This is a genomic window from Zhengella sedimenti (assembly GCF_046506625.1).
GTDB classification, from domain to species: domain Bacteria; phylum Pseudomonadota; class Alphaproteobacteria; order Rhizobiales; family Rhizobiaceae; genus Zhengella; species Zhengella sedimenti.
The window spans coordinates 320,707-335,393 of the sequence record NZ_JBKFFP010000002.1; the positions used below are offsets into that span (position 1 = coordinate 320,707).

The window sequence follows — 14,687 nt, forward strand, 5'->3', positions numbered from 1 at the left end:
GGCTCAGCAAGAGCCCCGCATCGCGCAGGGTCAGGATTCCAGCGCGTCGGGGAGCACCTCGATGATCACGAAGGCCTGGGCAAGCGGAAAATCATCCGTGATCGTCAGGTGGATGACCGGCCTGTGGCCGGCCGGCACCATGGAGCGCAGGCGGGCGAGCGCGCCATTGGTCAGGTTCATGGTCGGCTTGCCGCCCGGCAGGTTGACCACGCCCATGTCGCGCCAGAAGACACCGCCCGACAGGCCGGTTCCAAGGGCCTTGGCGCAGGCTTCCTTGGCGGCAAACCGCTTGGCATAGGATGCGGCGCGCTCCTTGCGGCGGTCGGATTTCGCGCGCTCGACCTCGGTGAAGATGCGGTCCGTGAAGCGCTGGCCGAAGCGCTCCAGGGAGCGCTCCACCCGGCGAATGTCGATCAGGTCCGATCCGAGTCCGATGATCATCAGCCCAGCGCCGCGTTGTCGGGGGGCAGATGACCGGCGGCATGGCGGGCCGCCATGCGCGCGGCGCGCTTGCGGGCACGGTCGGCCAGGCGCTTGCGGCGCTGCTCGCGGAAGGCGGCGACGGACCAGCGCGTCAGGAAGTAGAAGCCGGCGGCGAAGGCAATGCCGAGCGGAATGGCGCCAACGGCCATGGGCTTGAGAACCGGCTGCCAGAGCTGCGAGAACTCGAGGTCCGCGAACAGCTTGAACAGGTTGATGTGCTTGTGGACCTGGCCGAAGCCGCCATCGGTGATGATCTGGCCGATCTTGAACGTGGCGGCCCAGATGAAGGGAAAGGTCAGCGGGTTGCCGACAGCCGTTCCGAGCGCGGAGGCCAGCACGTTGCCCGAAATCAGCCAGGCGAGACCTGCCGCGATGACGAAATGGAAACCCAGGAAAGGGGTGAAGGAGGCGAACACGCCGGCCGCGACACCGGCCGCGATGGCATGGGGCGTGGCCGACAGGCGCAGCACGCGCTTGATGAAATACTGGGCGGAGCGCAGGAACGACCGGCGGGGCCAGAAAAACGTGCGCGCACGTTCCATAAAATCCGCTTTCTTGCGCCGCCTGAATAGCATTCACCCAATTCCCCGGCGAACATCGCCAACCCCGGTCCGACCTTAGATCCGGACCGTTAAACCTTTCTTTTCGGCCGCCGCTTTCCCGCCGCGCGAAAACCCGAACCCGATGCCGCTATGTAGGCTTTCCGGTTCGGCCGGAGCAAGCAAAAAGCCGCCGGCCCAGGCCCTGTTGCCGATGCAAGGCCGGCAAGGCTTTCAGATGTTCCGGCTACCGGGCTTTACTGGCGGAATTGCGGCAAGTTCGGGCGGAAGCGCGTCGGCCGGATAGGCCGGCACCTCGTATTCGGCGAGGGCGACGAGCGGCACGCCGACATCGCACTTGCCCGCCGAACGGTCAATGATGCAGGCCGCCGCGACGACCTCGGCCCCGATCTTGCGCATTGCCTCCACCGTCTCGCGGATCGACAGGCCGGTGGTGACGATATCCTCGACGATGACGACGCGGGCGCCCTCCTCCATCTCGAAGCGGCGCAGGCGGAATTCGCCGTTTTCGCGCTCCACCCAGACGGCCGGAACGCCGAGGTGGCGCGAGGTCTCATAGGCCGGGATCAACCCGCCGATCGCAGGGCCGACCACGTAGTCGATGCGTCCCGGCACGGCCTGCCGGATCTTTTCCGCCAGCGCACGGCACAAGGTCTCGGTCTTTCCGGCATGCATGAAGACGCGGGCCTTCTGCAGGAAGACCGGGCTGCGCAGCCCGGAAGTCAGGATGAAATGGCCTTCCAGGACGGCGCCTGCCTCGCGGAAGATGGCAAGCACGTCTTCGGTCGTCATGGTCATGGGCGCTGTTCCCCTTGGCGCGGCGTCAGCCGTGGACCCGGCGGGCCTGGCCGACGCTGGCCGTCTCGTTGAGCCTGGCGATCAGGCGTGTCAGGTGCTTGAGGTCCCAGACCTCCAGGTCCACGACCATCTCGGTGAAATCCGGCGCGGTTTCCACCATGGTCAGCTTGTGGATGTTGGCGTCCGATTCGGCAATGACGGTCGCGATCTCGGCCAGCGAGCCCGGCGCATTGATAGCATTGACCGAGATGCGGGCGGGAAACCGCTCGCCGGAGGCCTCGTCGATGTCCCAGCGGATGTCGATCCAGCGGTCGGGCTGGTCGTCGAAGGCGGTCAGGGCGGGCGACTGGATGGGATAGATGGTGATGCCGGAGCCCGGCGTCATGATGCCGACGATGCGGTCGCCCGGCACCGCGCCCTCGGGCGCGAAATTGACGGGCAGGTCGCCGCGCACGCCGCGGATCGGCAGTGCGTTGCGCGGATTGGCGTCGGCGTCCTTCTGGCCGGGAATGCGGAACACCATGCCCGACGCATTGCGCAGGTTGAACCAGCCTGCCCCCTTCTCGGCGCGCGCCGGCGTGACGCGCTCGTCCTTGTAGTCGGGAAAGACGGCGCGCATGACATCGCCGGAGGGCAGTTCGCCCCGGCCGACGGCGGCCAGCGCATCGTCGATCTCCTTGTGGCCGAGACGATGCAGGACCGGCTTGAGCGATTCGCGCGAGAAGGTCTTGCCGGCGCGCTCGAAGGCCCTTTCGAGGATGCGGACCCCGAGGCCGGAATACTGCTTGCGGATGGCCGCGCGCGTGGCGCGGCGGATGGCGGCGCGGGCCTTGCCGGTGACGACCACGGACTCCCAGGCGGCGGGCGGCACCTGGGCCTTGGAGCGCACGATCTCCACCTCGTCGCCGTTCTTCAGTTCCGTGATCAGCGGCATGATGCGGCCATTGATCTTGGCGCCGACGCATGTGTCGCCGACATCGGTGTGAACGGCGTAGGCAAAATCGATGGGCGTGGCGCCGCGCGGCAGGGCGATCAGCGCGCCTTTCGGGGTGAAACAGAACACCTGGTCATGGAACAGTTCCAGCTTGGTGTTCTCGAGAAATTCCTCCGGATTGTCGCCTTCCGACAATTGCTCGATGGTGCGGCGCAGCCAGGCATAGGCGTTGGTATCACGGGAAATGGCATGGCCGTCGGTCAGCGCGCTGGTGGCCTTGTCCTTGTAGATGGCGTGGGCGGCAACGCCATACTCGGCGATGGCGTGCATGCCGCGCGTGCGGATCTGCAATTCGACGCGCTGGCGCGACGGCCCGACGATGGTGGTATGGATGGACCGGTAATCGTTGCTCTTGGGCGTGGAGATGTAGTCCTTGAACCGGCCGGGCACCATGGACCATGTGGTGTGGATAGCACCGAGCGCGCGATAGCAGTCGTCCAGCGCATCGACGACGACGCGGAAACCGAAAATGTCGGAAAGCTGCTCGAAGGACAACGCCTTGGATTCCATCTTGCGGAAGATCGACCAGGGCTTCTTCTGCCGGCTCTTCACATCCGCCTTGATGCCGCTTCTCTGGAAGACCTCGGAAAGCTGCTGCTCGATCTCGCCGATGACGCCGGCATTGCGGCTCATCAATCCTTCCAGGCGCTCGGTGACCATGCGCCAGGCTTCCGGATTGATGTGACGGAAGGCCAGTTCCTCCAGTTCCTCGCGCATGTCCTGCATGCCCATACGCCCGGCCAGCGGCGCGTAAATCTCCATGGTCTCCTCGGAGATGCGGCGGCGCTTGTCCTCGCGCATGTGGTCCAGCGTGCGCATGTTGTGAAGCCGGTCGGCGAGCTTGACCAGCAGCACGCGCACATCGTCTGAAATGGCCAGCAGGAGCTTGCGCAGGTTTTCCGCCTGCTCGGCCTTCTTGGACACCAGGTCGAGCTTCTTGAGCTTGGTCAGTCCCTCGACCAGCTTGCCGATATTGTCGCCGAAAAGCTCGTCGATTTCCTTGCGGGTGGCGTCGGTGTCCTCGATCGTGTCATGCAGGAGCGCCACCGCGATGGTGGACTCGTCGAGGTGCATGTCGGTGAGGATGGCCGCGACTTCCAGCGGATGGGAGAAATAGGGATCGCCCGAAGCGCGCTTCTGATGGCCATGCTTCTGCATGGCATAGACATAGGCCTTGTTCAGCAGGGCCTCGTTGACATCGGGCTTGTAGCGCTGGACGCGTTCCACAAGCTCGTACTGGCGCATCATGGGCTTTCAGGTTCCCGTACAGTCGAAACAGAACATGCGCCACACCGGTTCCGGAGCGGCGCATGCCACAGTGATAATCCGTCCGGCGCGCAGGCGGAAGGCCGCGCGGCGGCGCCCATCATCAGAAATCGTCGTTCTTCTCGGGCGCGACAAGGCCCTCGATGCCGGCCAGCAGGTCTTCCTCCGACATCCGGTCGAAGGCAACCGGCTCGTCCGCGGTGTCGTCCATCGCCGCTTCCACCGTTTCTTCGGCCGGCTTGTCGATGGCTGCCGGAACGTCGGCTTCCGGTTCGTCGACCTCGACATGCTTCTGCAGCGAGTGGATCAGGTCTTCCTTCAGGTCGCCCGGCGACAGCATCTCGTCGGCGATCTCGCGCAGGGCCACGACCGGATTCTTGTCATTGTCGCGATCGACCGTGATCGGCGCACCCTGCGAGATCTGGCGGGCGCGATGGCTGGCGAGCAGAACCAGGTCAAACCGGTTCGTGACCTTGTCAATGCAATCTTCAACGGTGACGCGGGCCATGGAATGCCTCTTTCTTCAATTCCGTGCATCTGAGGGAGGGCAAAGCGGGTGCATACAGAAAACACGTCCGCGACGCAAGGCGTCAGCACCCCTTCCCTTGCCACAAACTCGGAAAAGAATATGGCGGAAATCCGATTTTCCTTGGCATCGTAAGATACAACAGATAGTTCAAGCGTGACGTGCTGCCCCTAGAGACAAAAACACGACATGCATGCGCCGGAACGTCGAACACCGGAAAAGTGCGATTCCACAACGAGGTGACCAAGATGTTCGATCCCCGCGAGAAGCTCGCGCTTTTCATTGACGGAGCCAACCTTTACGCAACCTCGAAGGCGCTTGGTTTCGACATCGACTACCGAAAGTTGCTGACCCATTTCAACGAGAAAGGGTATCTTCTCCGCGCCTACTATTACACCGCCCTGGTGGAGGACCAGGAGTATTCCTCGATCCGTCCGCTGATCGACTGGCTGGACTACAACGGCTACAAGGTCGTCACGAAACCGGCCAAGGAATTCACCGACGCCTCGGGCCGGCGCAAGATCAAGGGCAACATGGATATCGAACTGACCATTGATGCCCTGGAACTGTCGGAAAGCGTCGATCATTTCGTGATCTTCTCTGGTGACGGCGATTTCCGCATCCTCGTCGATGCCCTTCAGCGCAAGGGCCGCAAGGTTTCGGTGGTCTCCACCATGACGTCTCAGCCGCCCATGATTTCCGACGACCTGCGCCGCCAGGCGGACCATTTCATCGATCTGGCCAGCCTGAAGGACAAGGTCGGCCGCGATCCGTCAGAGCGCGCCGCCCCGCGCCGCGCGCCGGTGACGGAGGACGATTTCGAGGACGACGATTACTGAGATGGCCGCCGCTTACGCGGCGCGGAGCGAACCGCCGCGCGATTGCGCGCTGTGCCCGCGCCTGCATGACTTCATTGCCCTCTGGCGCACGCGCGAGCCGGACTGGCATAATGCCCCGGTTCCCACCTTCGCCGACCAGCGCGGCGAAAGCCATGTGCGCCTGCTCGTCGTCGGGCTGGCGCCAGGCCTGCGCGGCGCGAACCGCACGGGCCGTCCCTTCACCGGCGACTATGCCGGCGACCTGCTCTACACCACGCTGAAGGCATTCGGCTTCGCGAACGGCACCTTCGAGGCCCGGCCCGACGACAGCCTCGAACTGACCGGCGCGGCGGTCACCAACGCGGTGCGCTGCGTTCCGCCGGAAAACAAACCGGTCGGCGCGGAAATCAATACCTGCCGGCAATTCCTGTCTGCCACCATCGCTCGGTTCGAGAACCTGCAGGCAGTGGTGACACTGGGCAAGATCGCCCATGATTCCACGATCCGGGCGCTTGGCGGGCGCGTGGCGGCGCATCCCTTCGGCCATGGCGCGCGCAGCGAGATCGGCGGGACGGCCATCTTCTCCAGCTATCACTGCTCCCGCTACAACACGAATACCGGACGGCTCACCGAGGCCATGTTCCGCAGCGTGTTCGAGGACGTGGCCGGGTATCTCGCCTGACGGCACCGGAATTTGCGGACCGCACCGAAAAAAGGCCGGAGGTGTCGCCCCCGGCCCGTGTTCAACGCCATGACGGATCCGTGGCGCTCAGTCGTCCATGCGGACTTCCTTGAGCTTGTCGATGCCCAGCACCTTCAAAGCCAGCTTCTCATAGAACGGTTCCGACGTGCCGGCCCGGATCTTGTGCAGGAAATACTTTTCGAAACCGATCTTGGCGGCATGAACCCACTTGCCCTGCGATGACCAGTTGACATTGCGCGGCGGCAATTGGGGCTGGGCCACGAAGGCGATGCCGCTGTCACCGAAATCGGCAAGGCAGACCGCGTTCCACGTGCCTCTGGCGTCCGGCTTGCCGCCCCTGATCAGGTTTCCGATATTGTGGGCCGTCGCCGTGACCATGGATTCGATCATGAAACCGGTCTTCGGCACGCCGACCGGAACCGGTGTCGGGCCCATGGGCGGAATGGCGACGCAGACACCGACGGAAAACACGTTCCTGAAGGTGGGGTTCTGCTGATGCTCATCCACGAGGATGAAGCCGCGCGGATTGGTCAGCCCCTCGATGCCCTTCACGGCGTCGACGCCGCGGAAGGCGGGCAGCATCATCGTGAAGGCCATCGGCAGCGCCGTTTCCTTCTTCACCTGACCGTCCTCGCCCACTTCGTCAATGTGCAGCGTGCTTTCCTCGACCTTCTTCACCTTGGCGTTGGTTATCCACTTGATGTGCTTGTCGCGCATGGCAGATTCGAGCAGGCCCTTGGTATCGCCGACGCCATCCAGTCCGAGATGGCCAATATAGGGTTCGGAAGTGACGAAGGTCATCGGCACGCGGTCCCTGATCTTCGCGCGGCGCAGCGCCGTTTCCAGAATGAACAGGAATTCGTAGGCCGGCCCGAAACAGGACGCACCCTGCACCGCGCCGATGATTACCGGTCCGGGGTTTTTCTTCAGCCGTTCCACAGCCTCGGCGGCCTGCGAGGCATGGTCGACATGGCAGACGGACTGGGTGAAGAATTCCGGGCCGAAGCCCTCGATCTCGTCGAATGCCAGTTCCGGGCCCGTGGCTATGACGAGATAGTCGTAGTCAATCGACCGGCCGTCCTCGAGTTCGATCCGGTTCTCGGCCGGATGGACGCGTTTCGCACCACACGGTTCCAGCGCGATGCCGCGCTTGCCAAATGTCTTCTCAAGATCGACCTCGATCTCCTCAGGCTTTCGCCAGCCGACCGCCACCCAGGGATTTGACGGAACAAAGGAATACGTGCTGCCCTTGTTGACCACGGTCAGACGGTCATTCGGGCCGAGCTGATCCTTCATCTCGTAGGCCATGATGGTGCCGCCAAGTCCGGCACCGAGAACCACCACATGCGCCATCGCTTCCTCCTTCGTCAAAGCCGCACGGCAAAACGCCTGCCACGACGCCGCGCAGCCGCCGTAGCCAATTCATGCGCAGGGCGCGCGCCTGCGCCTTGATGCCTGTCAACTCCGGTCAGACCAGCTTGCCGCCCTGGAGCCGCCAGCCCGTCACGCCCGGGCGGTAATGGACCACGCCCTCGCGGCCGGCCTGGAGCAGCGAACGGACCGCCATGCCGGAGCGTGCGCCGGTGGCGCAATACAGAATGACCGGCTTGCCGGCAGGAATGCGGGCCGGGTCGAAACGGGACAGCGGCACATTGATGGCGCCCGGAATGTGTCCGGACTGGAACTCGCCGGCCTCGCGCACATCGACCAGGACATGCGTTTTCGCCTTGAGTGCCGCGACAAAATCGTCATGGGCGATCACATTGGACGCACCAGCGGTGAAGCGCTTCATCAATCCGGACAACATGCGGGGGGCCTCCAACAGGAATTCAGGAGACCATATACATGAACAAATGATGATATGGAAGTCTTTTCATGCGGACTCGGCCACAATGGATGCCGCGACCATGCGCGGCGCGGCGCCTGGGCGCGGTATGGGCGGTGAGTCCGTGAAGGCTTGCAGGAGCCGGAGATGCCGGGCGGGTCAGCCGCCCTGCTTGAGAAGCCGGGCCTTTTCGCGGTTCCAGTCGCGCTTCTTCTCGGTCTCGCGCTTGTCGTGGATCTTCTTGCCCTTGGCGATGCCGAGCAGCAGCTTGGCGAGGCCGCGCTCGTTGAAATAGAGCTTCAACGGCACAAGGGTCATGCCCTCGCGGTCAGTTTCCTTGGCAAGCCTTGCCATCTCGCGCTTCGAGAGCAGCAGCTTGCGCAGGCGCCGCGGCTCGTGATTGAAGCGGTTCCCTTCCGTGTATTCGGGAATATAGGAATTGATCAGCCAGAACTCGCCCTTCTCCATGGAGGCATAGCTCTCCTGGATGTTGGCGGTGCCGAGGCGCAGGGATTTCACCTCCGTGCCGGTCAGCACGAGGCCTGCCTCGATGGTGTCCTCGATGGCGTAGGAGAACCGCGCCTTGCGGTTCTCGGCAATCACCTTGCCGTTTGTCGACTTGACCTTGCTCATCCTGTCTAAATGCGCCTTGCGGCCGGTCAGTTCAACAGGCCGAGCGCGCGCATGGCACCGTCCATGGCCGCCGCCCCGGCGTCGGTTACCGGCATCATCGGCAGGCGCAGGTTGTTTTCGATGCGGCCCATGCGCGACAGGCCGTATTTTGCGCCAGCCACGCCGGAGACCATGAAGATGGCCTTGTGCAGCGCCATCAGCCGGTCCTGCATGGCAAGGGCCTTGTCCCATTCGCCGGCCAGCGTGGCCGCCTGGAACTCGGCGCACAGGCGCGGGGCGACATTGGCGGAGACGGAAATGCAGCCGACGCCGCCATGGACGTTGAAGCCCAGTGCCGTCGCGTCCTCGCCGGACAGCTGGACGAAGTCCTTGCCGCAGGCGAGCCGCTGTTCGGTGACGCGCTCGATCTTGCCGGTGGCGTCCTTCACGCCGGCAATGTTCTTGAAGTCGTGCGCCAGGCGGCCCATCGTCTCAGGCGTCATGTCGATGACGGAGCGCGGGGGAATGTTGTAGATGATGATCGGCAGCGAGGTGGCGCGGGCGACCGCGGCGAAATGCTCATAGAGGCCGCGCTGGTCGGGCTTGTTGTAATAGGGCGTGACGACGAGCACGGCGCTGGCGCCCACCTCCTCGGCATGTTCGACAAGGCCGATGGCCTCGCGGGTGTTGTTGGACCCCGCGCCGGCGATCACGGGCACCCGGCCGGCCGCCGTCTGGACGCAGAGTTCCACGACGCGGCGGTGCTCGGCATGGCTGAGCGTCGGGCTTTCGCCGGTCGTGCCCACCGGGACGAGGCCGTTGGAGCCTTCCGCGATCTGCCATTCCACCAGATCGACAAAGGCTTTCTCGTCCACCGCGCCACTGGCGGTGAAGGGCGTGACGAGGGCCGGAAACGAGCCTTTGAACATTTCGGTGGACTCCAGGAATGACTTTACGGGTTTGCGCCGGCGCGCGGACGGACAATTCCGGCCGGGCAACAGGCGCGGCACCATAGTCTCGCCATGCGCGTGCGGCAAGAGCGGTTTCACGCCGCAAAGCGTTCGCCCTGGCGGCCGCGTAACCGCCCGTTAACCCTGTTTTCACGGGCATCCGTCACAGTGTGCGCTCCGATGGGATCCATCGCGCGGACGCCATGCCATCGGGAAGGAGCGTTGCCGCCATGTTCAGCACCCGGCTTCTCCTGCCGGCCCTGGCCGGAATGATCGCGCTGACCGCCGCGGTGACCGGTGCCATGACGGTTGGCGACGGGACGGTTCCGGCGCCTTCGCCGTCGCCGATTGCCCAGCCGGAGGACATGCCGGCGCTCAGAAGCGGGCTGGATGCGCTGTCGCGCGGCGATACCGCCGGAGCCATCGGCTTTCGCGACGCGCTGGCGGCGGAATCGCCCGACCGGGCGATCCTGACCTGGGCCAGCGCGCTCTATGGAGGGTCGGATCTCTCCGCCGATGCACTGCAATCGGCCATTGCCGACCTGGACGGCTGGCCCGGCCTCAATGCCATTCGCCGCCACCTGGAACGAGCGCTGGCGCGCGAGGGCGCATCCTCGGACGCCATCCTGCGGGTTTTCGCGTCGAGGGAGCCGGAAACGCCGGAGGGCGCGATGGCGCTTGCCGGCGCGCTGCTTGGCCAGGACAAGGCCGGCGAGGCCGCCCGGCGCCTTGGCGAATTCTGGCGGGAGACCAAGCTCGACGCGCGCTACGAACTCGCGATTCTCGGCCGCTACGGGTCTCTGATCCCCAGGGCGGACCACTGCCACAGGCAGGAATACATGCTCTACGAGGACCGGATCCGCTCGGCGGGGCGGGTGGCGCCCTTGTGCGGCCGCCCTGCCCTGCAGGAGGCCTGGGCGGCTGTCATCCGGGGCAATGCGAATGCAGCGGCCCTGCTGGAGAAGGTGCCGGAGAGCGAGCGCAGCGCGGGTTACACCTATGCGCTGGCCCGCTTCCTTCGGCGTTCCGGCCGCTTCGCCGAAGCCGCGCAGGTCATGGCCGGTGCGCCGGCCGATCCGGCTGAACTGATCGACCTCGACCAATGGTGGGTGGAGCGCCGCGCGCTTTCGCGCGAGATGCTGGACCTGAAGAAATACCGTACAGCCTACCAGATCGCGGCGGGACAGCGTGGCGGCAGGCCGGGAACCGTGGCGGACGCGGAGTTTCATGCCGGGTGGATTGCGCTCACATTCCTCGACGATCCGAAGACGGCAGCCGTCCATTTCGCCACCATCGCGACCATCGCCGACGGGCCGATTTCCAATGCGCGGGCGCAATACTGGCTAGGCCGGGCGGTCGAGGCCGGCGCCGAGGGCGACGAGGAAGCGCATTTCCGTCTCGCTGCCCGGTATGGCACCACCTTCTATGGCCAGCTTGCCTCGGCCCGGCTTGACATGGCGCGCCTTGCCATCGAACCGCCCGTGGCGGACCTGCATGACCGCAGGCGGTTTTCCGCGCGCGCGGCCGTGCAGGCCATCGCCCGGCTGGAAGAGGTGGGGCATGGCTGGCGCGCAACATTGCTCTATCGCGACCTGGCCGGCGAACTGGAGAGCCGCGGCGAAATCGCGCTTCTGGCGCGCATGGCCGAAAGCCGGCAGGATCACCATACAGCGCTTCGCGTCGGCAAGATCGCCGCCAGCCGGGGGCTTGACGTTGGCGGGCTTGCCCATCCCACCGGCGCCATACCCGACGAGGCGGCCATCGATGCGGCCGGCAAGGCGCTCGCCTATGCCATCGCGCGCCAGGAGAGCGAGTTCAATACCGGGGCGGTGTCCCATGCGGGCGCGCGCGGACTGCTGCAACTCATGCCGGGGACGGCGCGCGAAATGGCCGGCCATGTCGGCCTCGCCTATTCCGGGGACCGGCTGACCAGCGACCCGGCCTATAATGCAACGCTGGGCGCTGCCTATCTGGCGCAGCAACTGGAGCGGTTTTCCGGCTCCTACGTGCTGACCTTCATCGCCTACAATGCCGGTCCGCGCCGCGCCTCCGAATGGATCGGGCGCTATGGCGACCCGCGGGGAATGACCGTCGACGCGGCGGTCGACTGGATCGAGCGCATCCCCTATGGCGAAACGCGCAACTATGTGCAGCGCGTGACCGAAAACCTGCAGGTCTACAAGCAGCGTCTTGCAGGCAGAACGGACCCGGTGAAGGACCTGACGGCGGGCCGCGGCGGCTGATATGTCCGTTCCGGGCTGATTCTCAGGAACGATTGGACCTCAAGGCCCGGTTGCGCTAGGTAGTCGCTTCGCCGTGCGGCGCCTTTCCGCGCCACATTCCAAAGCAGGTACCGGACTTTTCATGACGCCCAACGACGACGGTTACGCCGACCTTTTCTACAGCGCGCAGGACGGCCTGAAGCTGCATGCACGGATCTATGGCGAAGCCGGTCACGATTCTTTGCCCGCCGTCTGCCTTCCCGGCCTGACCCGCAATGCGCGCGATTTCCATGAACTGGCGCTTTATCTCTCCACCCATCCCAAGGCACCGCGGCAGGTGATCGTGTTCGACCTGCGCGGGCGCGGCGAATCGGCCCATGACCCGGACTGGCGCAATTACAACGTCCTGGTGGAGGCCGGCGACGTGCTGGCCGGCCTGGCGGCAGCGGGGATTGCGCATGGCGCCTTCATCGGCACCTCGCGCGGCGGCCTTGTCATGCATGTCCTGGCCGGCATGCGCCCGGGCGTGATGAAGGCCGGGATCCTCAACGATGTCGGCCCGGTCATCGAAGGCGAAGGGCTGACGCAGATCCGCACCTACCTGGAACGGGCGCCAAAGCCCAGGACCTGGGACGAGGCCATCGCCATCGTCGCCCGGGCGATGAAGGAACCCTTTCCCGCGCTGGGGCCGGCCGACCATGAGCGCTCCGCTCGCGCCATCTATCGCGACGAGGACGGAAAGCCAGTCGCAGACTACGACCCGAACCTGCTCAAGACGTTGACCGGGCTGGATCTTTCCAAGCCCCTGCCGGTGCTCTGGCCGCAGTTCGTCGGCCTGACGGCAATGCCGCTGATGGCGATTCGGGGCGCCAATTCACGCCTGTTTTCCAGGTCCACGATGGAACGGATGCGCGAATATGCGCCGTCAATGGAAACCGTGACCGTGGCAGGACAGGGCCATGCGCCATTGCTGGAAACCGGCGAACTGCCCGGTATCATCTCCGGTTTCCTGGCGTCCGTGGACCGGGGCAAGGCGAAGGCGGCCAAGGATCCGGCCTGACCGGCCCGGCGGCCGCTTCACTTGCCTTTCGGCTTGCGGCGGCGCGCCGCCGCACCACCTGCCGAACGCGGCGATCCGGACGGTTGCGCGGCAAGCCGTGCCGCTTCCTCCCTCCAGCCCTCCCGTTCGACGCGGCCCGGAAAGCCGATCGCACGGGAAATCCATGCTGCTTCCTCATCGCTCCATTTCGCGACCTGGTCGTAATGGTACACGCCGGTTTCATGCAGCTTGTTCCGGATGGCCTTGCCGATGCCGCCAATGCGGGTCAGGTCGTCGGCCTTGCCCCGGCGCGGGCCCTTGAGAAGGCGCGGTTTGCCCTCCGGCGCGGCGCCACCGGCTGACTGATCTGCCGGCGATGCGGCCTTGCGGCTGGCGGAACGCCCGGAGGAGGCCGTTTCCTGACCGCGCGCCAGGGCGCGGGCCTGCTTTACCCATTCCTCGCGCTCGATGCGGCCGGGAAAGGCGAGCCGCTCGCCCCAGGCGGCCTGGTCCTTCCTCGACCAGCCGGCGATCTGGGCAAAGGTGGTGATGCCGGCGGCATGGAGGCGGGCCTCGTTCTGCGGGCCGATGCCGCGTATGCGCTTCAGGTCGTCGGGTGCAGGCCCGCCGCCTGCAGGCGGCGCGGGTTCCGCCGGAGGTTCCGCAGCCGGACCGGCGCCGGGCTCCGGCGTGGCCTCCGATTCCCGTTCCCGCGCCGGAGCCGCCGGGGCCTTCGCGGACGCTGGTTCGGGAGCGGTCGCGGGCTGTGCCTGCGGGCGCGGCGGCGGCGCGGCGGGCGCTGGCGTACCGGGTCCGGCAAGTCCATAGGTCGCGACGATGGTGCCCCCATCCTCATTCCCGGCAGCGCCGAATGCCTTTCGGGCCAGACAACCGGCGATGGCGCCGACGATGAAAGCGATGGCGATGAGCAGGGCGGACTGGACGATGAGCGCTGTCATGGGAGGAAATTCCTTTGTCCGTCAGGCCTGCTTGCGGCAGGTCATCCAGCCGACAGCGGCGCCCGCGCACAGCGCAAGAACCAGGAAAACCCACAACTGGGAGGCCAGATACCACATGGTGCCGTCTCCTTTCCTATCCGCCATTGCCTGCATCCGCTCCGGGGGCGCTGGCGCCGGCGGGCGGTTCGATCTCGATGGACCCGGCCTGCAGCCCTGCCGGAAGGATGCCCGACAGATCGCGCCGGAGGTCCGCATGGGCAGAAGCATCGGCAGCCCGCCCCTTCACGGACAGCCGGTCGCCGGTGACGTCCACCTCGCCCGTGGCAAGGCGGGCGAGTTGCGCCAGAGCGAATTCGGCCTGGCTGGTGTAGCCGTCAGGCGCGCCACGGGCCAGCGTCATGGTGTCGGTGACGGCGAAGCCGGGAAAGGCTTCGGCGGCTGCGCCGGTCACGGCGGCATGGGCGTCAACCTGGGGAAAATGGCCGGCCAGCACGATCCCGGTGGCGTTCTTGACAGCGGAAAACCGGTAGGGCTCGGCGCGTCCGGCAAGCTCGGTGCGGTCATGCACCGCGCGCACGCCGCCGGCATCGCGCACCAGGCGCAGGGCCTCGGCCCTGAGGTCTTCATCCGGCGCGATGCCCGAAACCGTGACGTCACGGCCTTCAATGGCAATGGTGGCCCAATGGCCATTGCCGAGCGCATGGGCGATATTGGCGGCAAGGTCGCTCTCGATGGTCCCGGCGCGGAACCAGAGGGCCAGCGCGGTCAGGAAAACCGTGGCGATGATGCCCGGCCATGTCCATCGCTTCCAGTCACACATCGTCACCCCTGGCATGTCGCTGCGGGCGGGCGCCCTCACCCGTCACCATGGGTTCGACTTTATCGGAGGGACGGGCAAGCGCAAGTGCACGCCCTGACACAGGCGCAGACGA

General features: G+C 65.6%; 16 protein-coding genes. 4 read left to right on the forward strand and 12 right to left on the reverse strand.

Translation table 11 applies throughout. The features are described from left to right. Nucleotides 1-30: 30 nt before the first annotated feature. From acpS to rpoZ, 5 genes are all read right to left on the reverse strand, one after another. The gene (gene acpS / locus ACLB6G_RS07230; RefSeq protein WP_410355472.1) at nt 31-441 is read right to left on the reverse strand and encodes a holo-ACP synthase; all 411 of its coding nucleotides are present in this window, start codon (nt 439-441) and stop codon (nt 31-33) included. Then, nucleotides 441-1,058 (reverse strand): DUF2062 domain-containing protein, encoded by a 618-nt coding sequence (locus ACLB6G_RS07235; protein ID WP_410355473.1) that lies wholly within the window; start codon nt 1,056-1,058, stop codon nt 441-443. Before ACLB6G_RS07235 ends, acpS begins: the two co-directional genes overlap by 1 nt. Nucleotides 1,059-1,256: 198 nt before the next feature. Next, entirely contained in the window at nt 1,257-1,835 is a 579-nt protein-coding gene (pyrE, locus tag ACLB6G_RS07240; protein ID WP_410355903.1) for an orotate phosphoribosyltransferase, read from the reverse strand. 31 nt (nt 1,836-1,866) lie between these two features. After that, nucleotides 1,867-4,083 carry a RelA/SpoT family protein gene (locus ACLB6G_RS07245; RefSeq protein WP_410355474.1) on the reverse strand — a complete coding sequence of 739 codons (2,217 nt, stop codon included), beginning with the start codon at nt 4,081-4,083 and terminating at the stop codon, nt 1,867-1,869. A 121-nt stretch (nt 4,084-4,204) separates the two neighbouring features. Continuing rightward, a complete protein-coding gene (gene rpoZ / locus ACLB6G_RS07250; protein ID WP_410355475.1) occupies nt 4,205-4,609 on the reverse strand; it encodes a DNA-directed RNA polymerase subunit omega in 405 nt (134 codons plus the stop codon). A gap of 266 nt (nt 4,610-4,875) precedes the next feature. On the opposite strand from rpoZ, the gene ACLB6G_RS07255 reads away from it, so the two are divergent. Further along, nucleotides 4,876-5,466, forward strand: a complete 591-nt coding sequence (locus ACLB6G_RS07255) for a LabA-like NYN domain-containing protein (RefSeq protein WP_410355476.1) — start codon at nt 4,876-4,878, stop codon at nt 5,464-5,466. Between the two features lies 1 nt (nt 5,467). Beyond that, entirely contained in the window at nt 5,468-6,127 is a 660-nt protein-coding gene (locus ACLB6G_RS07260; protein WP_410355477.1) for a uracil-DNA glycosylase, read from the forward strand. A gap of 87 nt (nt 6,128-6,214) precedes the next feature. Here the strand turns inward: ACLB6G_RS07260 and ACLB6G_RS07265 are convergent, their stop codons facing one another. The 4 genes from ACLB6G_RS07265 to dapA form a co-directional block, all read right to left on the reverse strand. Continuing rightward, nucleotides 6,215-7,501 (reverse strand): NAD(P)/FAD-dependent oxidoreductase, encoded by a 1,287-nt coding sequence (locus tag ACLB6G_RS07265; protein WP_410355478.1) that lies wholly within the window; start codon nt 7,499-7,501, stop codon nt 6,215-6,217. Nucleotides 7,502-7,616: 115 nt separating this feature from the next. Continuing rightward, nucleotides 7,617-7,955, reverse strand: coding sequence for a rhodanese-like domain-containing protein (locus tag ACLB6G_RS07270; RefSeq protein ID WP_410355479.1), 339 nt, complete (start codon nt 7,953-7,955; stop codon nt 7,617-7,619). Between the two features lie 177 nt (nt 7,956-8,132). After that, nucleotides 8,133-8,606 (reverse strand): SsrA-binding protein SmpB, encoded by a 474-nt coding sequence (gene smpB, locus ACLB6G_RS07275; RefSeq protein WP_410355480.1) that lies wholly within the window; start codon nt 8,604-8,606, stop codon nt 8,133-8,135. A 26-nt stretch (nt 8,607-8,632) separates the two neighbouring features. Further along, nucleotides 8,633-9,514 (reverse strand): 4-hydroxy-tetrahydrodipicolinate synthase, encoded by an 882-nt coding sequence (dapA, locus tag ACLB6G_RS07280; protein ID WP_410355481.1) that lies wholly within the window; start codon nt 9,512-9,514, stop codon nt 8,633-8,635. A 251-nt stretch (nt 9,515-9,765) separates the two neighbouring features. Here dapA and ACLB6G_RS07285 point away from each other — a divergent pair, with 251 nt between their 5' ends. After that, nucleotides 9,766-11,778, forward strand: a complete 2,013-nt coding sequence (locus tag ACLB6G_RS07285; protein ID WP_410355482.1) for a lytic transglycosylase domain-containing protein — start codon at nt 9,766-9,768, stop codon at nt 11,776-11,778. 121 nt (nt 11,779-11,899) lie between these two features. Further along, on the forward strand, nt 11,900-12,817 hold the full coding sequence (locus ACLB6G_RS07290) for an alpha/beta fold hydrolase (protein WP_410355483.1): 918 nt from the start codon (nt 11,900-11,902) through the stop codon (nt 12,815-12,817). A 17-nt stretch (nt 12,818-12,834) separates the two neighbouring features. On the opposite strand, the gene ACLB6G_RS07295 is transcribed toward ACLB6G_RS07290, so the two are convergent. From ACLB6G_RS07295 to ACLB6G_RS07305, 3 genes are read right to left on the reverse strand one after another with little or no spacing between them, the layout of a single operon-like run. Then, a complete protein-coding gene (locus ACLB6G_RS07295; protein WP_410355484.1) occupies nt 12,835-13,755 on the reverse strand; it encodes a hypothetical protein in 921 nt (306 codons plus the stop codon). 21 nt (nt 13,756-13,776) lie between these two features. Next, on the reverse strand, nt 13,777-13,899 hold the full coding sequence (locus ACLB6G_RS07300; RefSeq protein WP_410355485.1) for a hypothetical protein: 123 nt from the start codon (nt 13,897-13,899) through the stop codon (nt 13,777-13,779). Beyond that, nucleotides 13,889-14,575 (reverse strand): BON domain-containing protein, encoded by a 687-nt coding sequence (locus tag ACLB6G_RS07305; RefSeq protein ID WP_410355486.1) that lies wholly within the window; start codon nt 14,573-14,575, stop codon nt 13,889-13,891. Before ACLB6G_RS07305 ends, ACLB6G_RS07300 begins: the two co-directional genes overlap by 11 nt. Between the last annotated feature and the right edge of the window lie 112 nt (nt 14,576-14,687).